Below are 11,587 nucleotides of genomic sequence, written 5' to 3'. Positions count from 1 at the left end.
GCATCAGGAACGCAGCGGGGTCAAGGGCCTTATCGGGGCTGGTAAAGGTCAGGCGGTAACAGAAGGGCAGGCTCAGCACCTCCTCGCTGCTCAGGCCCAGTATATCCAGCTCAGCGGTGCAGCCGCGGATATGGAGCAGATGGTGGCGGTGGTCAAAAAATATCGAGGGGGTGTTTTTCATGAGGCTCCCTGCGTGCACTGGAGTAACAATATCCGGCACAATGCGTTGTAAGTGTAGGAGAAAAAAACAACGCTGAGCAACATAGTATAGAAAAATAAGGTTATGAAATACAAAGATATTATTGGTTTGAAGGGAGGTATTGAGCGGGGTGATGAGTAAAGATTTTTTTAATTTAAATAGAGGATTAAAAACAGAGTTGTTAGGTTGATAACAACCATTCAAGTAAAGAGAAACAGTCATTATGAGGGTTAAAGGGCAATAGCTCTTTTATCAAGAACGGTATTAACTACCAACCACTCATAAAAAAAGCGCCCATTGGGCGCTTTTTGTTTTTCTTATGCTGTTATCAGCCGCGGTCCACCGGGGTGGTGCTGACGGAAGAGAGGTAGTTGAGCAGGGCGATGTCGTTGTCGACGCCCAGTTTCATCATCGCTGACTTCTTCTGGCTGCTGATGGTTTTGATGCTGCGGTTGAGCTTCTTGGCGATCTCGGTCACCAGGAAACCTTCGGCGAACAGGCGCAGCACTTCGCTCTCCTTCGGTGACAGGCGCTTGTCGCCGTACCCGTTGGCGCTGATCTTCTCCAGCAGTTTGGAGACGCTCTCCGGCGTGAACTTCTTGCCTTTTTGCAGCGCTGCCAGCGCTTTCGGCAGGTCGGTCGGCGCACCCTGTTTCAGCACAATGCCTTCGATGTCCAGATCCAGCACCGCGCTGAGGATCGCCGGGTTGTTGTTCATGGTCAGCACAATAATCGCCAGCTGCGGGTAGTGGCGTTTGATGTACTTGATAAGCGTGATGCCGTCGCCATACTTCTCGCCCGGCATGGAGAGGTCGGTGACCAGAACATTGGCGTCCAGTTTCGCCAGATTGTTAATCAGCGCGGTGGAGTCCTCGAACTCCCCAACCACATTTACCCACTCAATCTGTTCCAGTGATTTTTTGATGCCAAACAGAACAATAGGATGGTCATCGGCAATAATTACGTTCAGGTTATTCATGGTTTTGGCTACCTTGCTGTAGCAGTCTGCTGACAAAATGATCAATCTGACTGATGTTATTCTCGATTTTCAGCATATCGGTTTCAACAATATGCTGTTCTAACGTTTCACATAACACTTTGCCGGGGGTCAGGTTCAACATGGCAAAGACCCCCTTCAGGCGATGTGCAGTCTGAGAAAGCGCTGTGAAATCATGTTGCTGGCATTCACTATGCAGTTTATCCAGGTCTTCCGGCACTGTCTCGGTGAACAGCGCGTAATAGTCGCTGGCCTCAAGCTGCGCCCGATAATCCTGGATGTCATCGCCCGGGGTGCTCTCCGGGGCCGGGCTGTCAAAAGGGGCCGCCATCTGCTGCTCAATCAGCACCAGGATGGCATCAATAACAGCACTGCTGATATTATAATTCACGCGAATATAATCCCGCTGTAACTGTTGGAAGCCCGCCTCATCGCTGGAGAGCAACAGGGTGTAGCGATCACAGTTATGGGGATTATCTGTCAACATGACATCATAATCACGACTAATCTGTCTATCCTCGGCGGTAATGCAGTTTGCGCCATAACCGGCCAGCAGCCGGGTGACGATCGAACGCACCTCTTCTGAGGTCACATCCAGCAATACCGTCACGTCATCCAGCAGTTTTTCGCTCTCCTCCTCATCACGCGGCTCCACGCCGAGCAGGATGCGCACCGTATAACGGGTGCCGATGTCCGCCTTGCTGCGGATCTCCAGCTGGCCGTTGAGCTTTTTGCACAACTGGTTGCAGAGGAAGAAGGTCAGGCCGGAGCCGTGGTTAAAGCGGTCAATCAGCGTCTGGCTGAGGAACGGGTAGTTCAGGTTACGGATCTCCTCTTTGGAGATGCCGCTGCCGGTGTCGGTGATGTGGAAAATCAGCTGCTCCGGCTGTTGCGGTTCGCTCTCCACAATCAGCGAGATCTTGCCGAACGCGGTGGTGACGATGGCGTAATCCAGCAGCAGTGACAGCACTTTTTTCAGCGCCTGCACATCCCCGATGTAGGTCTGGGTGGCATCAAGCTGGAAGTGGTTAAACAGCGACAGCCCCTTACGGTTCAGCGCCGGCAGCGTCTCCAGCAGCAGCTCATCCACCATGCCGGAGAGGGAGAACTGGTGGCGCGACGGCTGCCAGTCCTGCGTCTCCAGCCGGGTGAGCAGGGTGATGTTCTCCACCAATGTCAGCACCGACTGCGACTCATAGGCCAGATCGCCCAGCATCTGCTCCCGCTCCGCCTCCGGTGCCTCCTGCAACGCGGTGGAGAGCGCATGGATGGTGTTGAGCGGCTGGTTCAGCTCAATGCCGAGGTTGTGCAGCATCAGCTTGCGCGCCTGCAAATTCTTCTCATACTCGCGCCGCGCCTGTTGCAGCTTCTTGTTGACCATCACCTCTTTGTCCTGGTCATGCAGCAGGAAGAGGTAGGTGTCCGGCGCAAACTTGCTGCGCGACATGCGGATCTCATACACCTCATTGTTTACCGTGGCCTGTATGGTGCCGTGGTGCTGCTCCGCCATCGAGGCGATCTTTTGCAGGCTGAGGTGCGGCAACAGGTGGTCAGCCACTTTATTGCTGGCGACCACGCTGTTGCTGCCGAAGTTATACACCAGCAACCCGGTCGGCAAACTGGAGACGATCTCCTGGTTCAGCGCCTGCTGGGCGCGCAGCTGCGCCGCCATGTTCTCGCTCGGGCGGATGAACTGGTGGCGGATAAAGTAAATGCCGCTCATCGCCATCGCCAGCAGCGCCAGGTTAATCAGCAGCAGCCAGGTGTTGTTGTGCAGCATGTCCAGCGCCAGGCTGAGCAGGGGAACGCGGTATACCACCTGTAACGGCGCATTGGCGAGCGGGGTGGAGAAGTCGAGCCACCAGCCGTTGCGCACCACCTGCGTGCTGCCGCCGGACGCGTCGGCATCCCCTTCGCTCACCGGCGCGCTCTCTTCACGCAGCTGGAAATTGGCGCGCGCCAGGTTGGCCGGCAGCAAATCGTTGACCGGCAGGTCAAAGGCGATCACCGTCGCCAGGTGGCCGGGGTTATTAAAGGTGGTACGCAGCGAGAAGAACATCTCATTGCCGAAACGCGATTTGCGCAGCATGGAGAAGCTCTCGCGCTCATCCAGCGTGTTGGCCTGTTGCAGCATCTCGTTGCGGCGCGCGTCGGCGGAGGTGGTGAGGTAGTTCTCCTTGAAGCGCGAGGTCAGCTCCTGCAACGGCTGGGTGGTGACCATGATCAGGCTGTTATCCTGGCCGTTCAGGTAGTACATGGTGTAGGTTTGCGGCTTGCCGCCCCACTGCATGTCGAGGTAGGACGACACCTGAAGGGTCAGGTCAAGGGTGGCGCTGTCATGGTTGCCGAAGATCACCGCGTCAGTTTTGCGGCGCGCCTTCTGCACATAGAACACATCGGGCCGCAGGCGGATCTCCTGCGCCGGGGTGGCGCTGCTGCCCTGCGGGCTGCCGGTGTAGTTGTCATAGATCTGGTAGGTGTTGTAGCGGTAAATATCGATCCGTTGCTGCATACGGTCGGCGATATTTTCCATCACATGTTTTTTTTCGTTCAGGTAGGCGTTGGTGTAGTTATAGCCATACAGCCCGATGCCGGTGGTCAGCAGCAGAATAAACACCAGGAAAAACCGGGTGATATTGGTTGACGTCAATGACAAATACTTTTGCATAAAGGTGAATAGGAGTCCTTGATTGCCGCGTCACGAATCGGGTGCCGGCCGTGGCCGCCGGCATCAGGGCGGCCACGCAGGCAAAGGCCACCGACAAATTATTCAAACGGCGGGGTCACGCCGGGTGCCCACCGCGCAGGATAAGAATCAGTGCTTATGGCGGTACGGCCTTCCCTGTTTCAAACCTGTTAAGGCAGAGGATACCGTGTTTGCTTTATCTGGTAAAACCAGTAACGCGCCGGGCGCTGCCGGTAAGCACACTCTGCGCCTTCCTGCGCAGGCAGCGGCGGGCAGGCGCGCCATGTTAGCAGAAAGTAACAGGGCAGAACGTGGCATTTTTCCGAAAGTGATCCGGCCCGTGCCGCCCGGCAGCGGCACAGGCGCAAGGCCGCGGGCGTCAGCGGGAAATTATTCCCATAACCTGCGGGTTTCCCCCCTATTAAGTTGTGAAAATTTGTGTCTACACTGTGCGCCTTGCACCACCTGTCATTCTGTTTTTTTAATGATTCATTCTGCTTATTAATAATAAGCGGAAGGGAGGGCTTAATTCGCTTTTCCTTTGCGTTAAGGCGATGTCGTGTTTTAAAAAAAGAAAGAAAAGTTTATTTATTTCGCTTTTATTTCATTTTTTATTTTGCTTTGCCGCACCAGTTCAGAAAGCGTAATCACCTGATGTGTAAGTGATTCCATGATAGCCCTGCGCCAGGCCACGCATTATTGGCAGGCACTGGCCGGGTATTCTTTACAGCTTATTGAATAAGAGGCAATTCATGACGACCACGACCGTTTCCTCCCGCCAGACCGGTAAGGTTATTTCCCAGATCGTTGAAGCGAATCAAATTATTTCGCTGACGGAACCCAGCGTTGTCACTATTAACCAGCCAGCCGGCTGGGCCACCGGTTATTCGCGCAGCGGTGACGACCTCACGCTCGACACGCAGGCAGGCACGCTGCACTACAACAACTTCTTCAGCGCAGGCAGCAGCACCCTGGTATTCGATGACGGCGCCGCCCCGGCCACGCAGGCGGTGTTCAGCAGTAACGCCGCCGACAGCAGCCTGACGCCGGTGTTTACGGCCTACCACCCGGCCACAGCGTCAGGCCCCGTTGCACAGGCCGCCGCCGTGCAGGCGGAGGAGGGCATCACCTTCGACCCCATCACCGGCGACGACATCCTCTACGCTGATGAAACCTCGGGCGAAATTACCATCACCGGCCATGCGCCGGTGAGCGCGCAGGGCGGCACGATCGTCGTCACCGCTTTTGAAGACCCGGCCTACAGCTACACCGGCACCGTCGCGGCGGACGGCAGCTGGCAGGTCACCGTGCCGGAATATGATTTCAGTGGCGCGCCGAACGGCATCTACACGCTGGTAGCGGCGCTCACCGCACCGGACGGCACCGTCACCACCGCCACCCATGACGTCACCCTCAACCAGCGGCCATTTGAAGGTTACCTGTACTTTTATTCCCTGACCGGGGACGGGGTGCTGACGCCTGACGAACAGGCGCAGGGTATGCTTATTGAGGGGGCGTTCATCAATGACAGCGGCCTTTACGGTGACCATTACGCGGTCACCATTACCTTAACAGACAATACCAACGCGCAATCCTTCACCTACACCACCACGCTGGGAGAGGACGGCTACTGACAGGTCACGGCCCCTGCCGATGATCTGGCCCAGCTAACGGACGGCTCAGCCACGCTGGTCGGTATCGTGACGGATGCCGCAGGTAACAGCATCACCGTTGCGGAACCGCTCATCCTCAACCTGCAGCAGGGCGAGATCATGTTCGACCCGATTGCCGGGGATAATGTCCTGACAGCGGATGAATTGCATACCGGGCTGGTAATCAGCGGGAGCAGCCGGTGGTTGCCTGACCAGAGCCTGCTCGAGGTAAAGGTAAACGGCGTGTCTCATACGGCGGGGCTAATCAACGGCTCAGAATGGTCGGTGACATTCCCGCCTGAGGAGCTGGCCCAGTTTCCCAATGGCCCGCTGACGGTAACGGTCACCACCTCGGATTTCGGCGTTAACGACATCGTCGCAACCACAGAAATGCTGGTGGACCGTGGGCCGTTGCCGGGGTTGGACACGCCGTTCGGCGATAATATCCTGGACAGCGGTGAAGCGGCGCGAGGGCAGACGCTGACCGGCGCGACCGGTTTCAATAGCCCGGGGCAGCGCATCACCGTGACGCTGGCGGGCACAGACTACACCACCGAAGCCGAAGAAAATGGTGTGTGGCAGCTCCTGCTGCCGGCGGCCGCCTTGCAGGCCCTGCCGGAAGGTGACACCACCATGACGGTGACCGCCACGGATGCGGACGGCAACAGCGCCAGCGTGGAACACACCTTCTCGGTCAACCCCTCCGGCCTGACCGTCAACCCGGTCACCGATGACAATATGGTCGTCTCTTATGAAGCAGAAGGCGACATTACCATCAGTGGCCGCGCCCCGACTGACAAGCAGGGCGCGACAGTCACCGTGACCCTGCTTGATCAACCTGAACGCCAATACACCGGCAGCGTGGAGGCTGACGGCACCTGGGCCGTCGCCTTGCCGGGCGGCAACGTCTCCGGCTCAAGCAACGGCAACTATACCCTGGTGGCCGAGCTGACCGACGCCGACGGCAACACCACCAGCGTCACCCACGATTTCCTTATGAACTTCTGGCCGCTGGAAGGGAGTATTACCTTTGACGACTTTACCGGCGACGGCGTGCTGACGGCGGGGGAGCGCACGCAGGATCAGGTCTTGAGCGGCAGGTTCCTGGGGTTGGGAAGCGACGTCAACGGGTTATCGATCACGGTTTACCTGCACAGCAGCCTGGACCAGCTCTTCACCTATACCGGCACCACCGATGCAAACGGTAACTGGTCGGTGATTGTCCCGGCCACCGACCTGCAACAGCTGAGCGAGGGCTGGGGTTACATGACGGCCACGGCGACGGATGCCGTAGGCAACGGCGTCAGCACCGAGCGCGAAGAACCCTTTACGGTGTTGCCGGCAGACAGCGGTACCATCACCGTTAACCCGATCGCCGGGGACAATGTGCTGACGGCGGATGAAATCAGCGGCGGGCTGACCATCAGCGGCAGCAGCACCTATATGGGGGAAAGGTATACGCAGATTGAGGTCGAGATAAACGGCAAACTCGCCATTTATGCCGATTATGATTCCAACTGGTCAGTCACCTTTGGGCCGGAGTTTGTGGCCACCCTGCCGGACGGCCCGGTGACGGTGACCGCCTCCGGGTATGACCTCGCCGGGAACCGGGTGACCACCACCGCCACCCTGGAGGTGAATCTGAGCGATGTGTCAACGCTGTCCTTTGACCCGGTCACCGGTGATGACATCATCTACAGCAATGAAACCTCAGGCGAGATCCTGATCACCGGCCATGCCCCAGCGGGCACCGAGGGCAGCACCATCGTCGTCACCGCGTTTGACGACCCGGCCTACCGCTACACCGGCACCGTCGCCGCCGACGGCAGCTGGCAGGTCACCGTGCCGGAAGATAATTTCGGCGGCGCCTCGAACGGCGTCTACACGCTGGTGGCGGAGCTCACCGCACTGGACGGCACCGTCACCACCGCCACCCATGACTTCACCATTAACGTATGGCCGTTTACCGGTGACTTCGTTTTTGGCGGGTTTGACGGCGATAAAGGGCTGACGGTTGAGGAGCGCACGCAGGATCAGGTCTACCGCGGCAGCTTCCGGAGTGACGAAAGCTATGTCGGCGGGCTGAATATTACACTTCATGCCACAGACAACAGCGGCCGGACTTTTGACTTTACCACGACCACCGATAACGACGGCTACTGGGTGGTCACCCTCCCGGCCACCTCTCTGCAACAGATGAGTGAAGGCTGGGGCTACATGACCGCGACCGCCACGGATGCCGCAGGCAACACCATCAACAGCACCCGCGATGACAGCTTTGTGGTGATGCCGGCAGGCGGCGGCACCATCACCGTTGACCCGATCGCCGGGGACAATGTGCTGACGGCGGATGAAGTGGATGGCGGGCTGACGATAAGCGGCGGCAGCGTTTATATGGGGGAAAGGTATAAAGAAATCGAGGTCGAGATAAACGGGGAAGTCAGGTATTACAGCGACTATTACTCCAACTGGTCAGTGACCTTTGGGCCGGAATTTGTGGCCACCCTGCCGGATGGCCCGGTGGTGGTCAATGTCTCCGGGTATGATCTCTCCGGGGCGCTGATCACCACCACCGCCACCCTGGAGGTGAATCTGAGTGATATGTCAACGCTGACCTTTGACCCGGTCACCGGTGATGACATCCTCTACGGCGATGAAACCTCAGGCGAAATCACCATCACCGGCCATGCGCCGGCGGGCACCGAGGGCGGCACGATTGTCGTCACCGCCTTTGGCGACCCGGCCTACAGTTACACCGGCACCGTCGCGGCGGACGGCAGCTGGCAGGTCACCGTACCGGAATCTAATTTCGGCGGCACCTCGAACGGCGTCTACACGCTGGTGGCGGAGCTCACCGCACCGGACGGCACCGTCACCACTGCCACCCACGACATTGCGATCAACCAATGGCCCTTCAGCGGTGACTTCTACTTTGATGACTTCACCGGCGACGGCGCGCTGACGGCGGCGGAGCGCACGCAGGATCAGACCTTCAGCGGCACCTTCGCCAGTGAGGAGAACAGCGTCAGCGGGCTGGCGATCACCGTTTACATGCACGACAACGACGGCCAGACCTTTGCCTACACCGGCACCACCGACAGCAACGGCCGCTGGTCAGTCACCGTCCCGGCCGCTGACCTGCAACAGCTGAGCGAAGGCTGGAGTTACATGACGGCCACCGCCGAGGATGCCGTAAGCAACACCGCGCCCAGCTCCCGCGAGGGGGTCTTTGCGGTGTTGCCGGCAACCGGCGGCACCATCACCGTTAACCCGATCGCCGGGGACAATGTGCTGACGGCGGATGAAGTGGACGGCGGGCTGACCATCAGCGGCAGCAGCACCTATATGGGGGAGAGATACACGGAGATCAGCGTCGAGATAAACGGGGAAGTCAGGTATTACAGCGACTATTACTCCAACTGGTCAGTGACCTTTGGGCCGGAATTTTTGGCCACCCTGCCGGATGGCCCGGTAACGGTAACGGTCTCAGGGACTGACGTTTCCGGGAATCTGGTCACCACCACCTCTACCCTCGAGGTGGATCTGGGTAATGTCTTAACGCTGGCGATTGACCGGGTCACCGGGGACGATGTGCTCTACGCGAATGAAACGGCGGAGGACATCCTCATCACCGGTCGTGCGCCGGTGGGCACCGCAGGCGGCACTATCGCCGTCACCGTGTTTGATGACCCGGATTATCGCTACACCGGCACCGTTGAGGCCAACGGCACCTGGCACATCACCGTCCCGGCAGGCAGCTTCAACGGCATCGCCAATGGCGTCTACCCGCTGGTGGCGGAGCTCACCGCGCCGGACGGCACCGTCTCCAGCGTCAGCCGCGACATCACCCTCAGCCAGCAGATATTGAGCGGCGAACTCACCTTCGACCCCCTGACCGGGGATGACATCCTGACCAGCGCAGAGAGCACGCAGGATCAGATCCTGTCAGGCCAGTTCACCAATAGCGACGGCGTGAATCATGCCGGGCTGACCGTCTTTATCCAGATGTTCTTTGACGGCGACTACACAAGCTACACCACCACCACGGGTGAGAATGGCCGCTGGCAGGTGACGCTCCCGGCCGCCGATCTCTCCCGCATCCCGGAGGGGGAGGTCTACCTCGACGTTGCCGTGTATGACGCGGCAGGTAACGGCGTCAGCACTGAAAAATTTTTCCAGGTCATCGCAGACCCGGTCATCACCCTCGACCCGATCGCCCAGGATAACATCATCAACGCCGCCGAGGCGGCGGCCGGGGTGGTGCTCAGCGGCCAGAGCTCGGAAGCGGGCGGGGTGGTCAGCGTGCTGCTTAACGGCGTGACCTATGAGGCTGACGTCAATGACGAAGGCGGCTGGCGGCTAACCTTGCCGAAAGAGGCGTTCGCCGGGCTGGAGGATGGCCGCTACACGCTGACCCTCAGCCAGACTGACAGCCACGGCCAGACCACCACGATTACCGAGTCGCTGCTGCTGGACGCTGACCCGGCTAACCGCCCGGTGCTGCGCATCCATACCATCTCCGGCGACAACCTGATCAACGGCGCAGAGCTGCAGAGTGACCAGATCATCACCGGCAGCTCAGAGAACGTGGAGGGCGGGCAGACCCTGAGCCTGAAAGTGGGCGGCGTCACTTACACCACCCAGGTGCAGGCGGGCGGCGGCTGGTCGCTGTTTATTCCGGCAGAAGACCTGGCGGCACTGGGTGATGGCGGGCTGACGCTGCGCGCCAGCGTCACGGACGCTTCCGGCAACCGCGCCACCGCCAGCCGCAACCTCAACATCAAAAGTGACCGCGACGGCCTGAGCATCGACCCGGTCACCGGCGACAACCTGATCAATGCCGGGGAGGCGGGCGGGGCGATCACCCTCACCGGCCACACCGACGGCGTGCGGCATGGCGCAACGGTGCAGCTGACGCTCAACGGCGAACACTACACCGCGAAGGTCGGCAAAGACGGCAGCTGGTCGGCTAAGGTTCCGGCGGCGGATGTGGCCGCGCTGGACGACGGCAGTGTGACCCTGACTGCCTGCGTAAAAAGCGCCTGCGGCCAGATGCTTTACGCCAAAGCGGTGCTGACGGTAGACACCCGCGCGCCGGAGCTGACGTTGGCCCCGGTCACCGGCGACAACCTGATAAGCCAGCAGGAGGCGCAGGCGGGCTTTGCGCTCACCGGCAGCGCCGGGATGGCGGCGGCCGGGCTGCTGGTGCTGGTGGTGCTCAACGGCGTGGAGTATCACGCGAAGGTGCAGGAGGGCGGCGACTGGTCAGTGGCCATCCCGATGGAGGCGCTGGCCGATCAACCGGCCGGTGACTATCCGCTGACCATCAGCCTCACGGATGTGGCCGGGAACCTCGCCACGTTCACTCATACCGTGACGCTGGAGGCCGCGCCGGATACAGAGGCGGTTGAAACCACTGCCGCCCTGACCGTCGCCAGCCAGGCCACAGAGGTGGAAAGCGCCGACAGCACCCTGACCAGCGCGCTGGCGGTGCCGGATGTCGTTACGCCGGAGCACGGGACCTACACCATCGGCGGTGTGACGCTGGATCTCGTGGCAAGCGGCGGCGAGGCGCAGGGCGGCAGCGGCAATGACACCATTATCCTGTCTACGCTGGACTTCCTGCATATCGACGGCGGCAGCGGTACCGACACGCTGCTGCTGGCAGGCAGCGATCAGCACCTCGACCTCACCGCGCTGGGGCTGAAGATCGAAAACATCGATATCGTCGACCTCGGCCACGGCGGCAACAGCCTGACGCTGGGGCAGGAGGAGGCGCAAGCCGTCACCGGCCAGCCAGACGAGGATCTGGTGATCCGCGGCGCGGCGGGCAGCCAGCTGACCTTAGCAGGCGACGGCAGTGCCTGGGAAAGCAGCGGCCAGCGCCATCTCGATGGCCTGACCTTTGACGTCTACCACCACAGCGCGGCGGACAGCGCCGATCTGCTGGTGCAGCAGGGCATCCTGGTGCAACAGGTGTAACCCGCCACAGGGGCCGGGCAGCCCGGCCCCTTCATTCCTTTAACGTAACGTCATAACAGGATCTCCCTGCG

At 59.8% G+C, this 11,587-nt stretch carries 4 protein-coding genes and 1 pseudogene; 2 read left to right on the top strand and 3 right to left on the bottom strand.

What is annotated here, in order from left to right; translation table 11 throughout:
- The 3 genes and pseudogenes from CYR32_RS14745 to rcsD all read right to left on the bottom strand — a co-directional run.
- Positions 1 to 181, bottom strand: a pseudogene (locus CYR32_RS14745) (type VI secretion system tip protein VgrG); the annotation flags it as partial.
- Between the two features lie 346 nt (positions 182 to 527).
- Positions 528 to 1,178: a response regulator transcription factor RcsB gene (gene rcsB, locus CYR32_RS14740; protein WP_072930476.1), complete on the bottom strand. Its 651-nt coding sequence runs from the start codon at positions 1,176 to 1,178 to the stop codon at positions 528 to 530.
- Positions 1,171 to 3,864 (bottom strand): phosphotransferase RcsD, encoded by a 2,694-nt coding sequence (gene rcsD / locus CYR32_RS14735; RefSeq protein ID WP_101825733.1) that lies wholly within the window; start codon positions 3,862 to 3,864, stop codon positions 1,171 to 1,173. Before rcsD ends, rcsB begins: the two co-directional genes overlap by 8 nt.
- 770 nt (positions 3,865 to 4,634) lie before the next feature.
- On the opposite strand from rcsD, the gene CYR32_RS14730 reads away from it, so the two are divergent.
- On the top strand, positions 4,635 to 5,516 hold the full coding sequence (locus tag CYR32_RS14730; RefSeq protein ID WP_101825732.1) for a BapA prefix-like domain-containing protein: 882 nt from the start codon (positions 4,635 to 4,637) through the stop codon (positions 5,514 to 5,516).
- 66 nt (positions 5,517 to 5,582) lie between these two features.
- On the top strand, positions 5,583 to 11,516 hold the full coding sequence (locus CYR32_RS14725) for an Ig-like domain-containing protein (RefSeq protein WP_101825730.1): 5,934 nt from the start codon (positions 5,583 to 5,585) through the stop codon (positions 11,514 to 11,516).
- The last annotated feature ends 71 nt before the right edge of the window (positions 11,517 to 11,587 follow it).

The sequence above is a fragment of the Chimaeribacter coloradensis genome (assembly GCF_002858715.1).
GTDB lineage: Bacteria > Pseudomonadota > Gammaproteobacteria > Enterobacterales > Enterobacteriaceae > Chimaeribacter > Chimaeribacter coloradensis.
Note: the sequence above shows the minus strand (reverse complement) of the source record. Positions and strands in the feature narration are given on the sequence as shown.

Excerpts from the sequence above, each read along its gene's own strand:
- rcsB (WP_072930476.1), bottom strand. The coding sequence starts at position 1,178 with ATGAATAACCTGAACGTAATTATTGCCGATGACCATCCTATTGTTCTG.
- rcsD (WP_101825733.1), bottom strand. The coding sequence starts at position 3,864 with ATGCAAAAGTATTTGTCATTGACGTCAACCAATATCACCCGGTTTTTC.
- CYR32_RS14730 (WP_101825732.1), top strand. The coding sequence starts at position 4,635 with ATGACGACCACGACCGTTTCCTCCCGCCAGACCGGTAAGGTTATTTCC.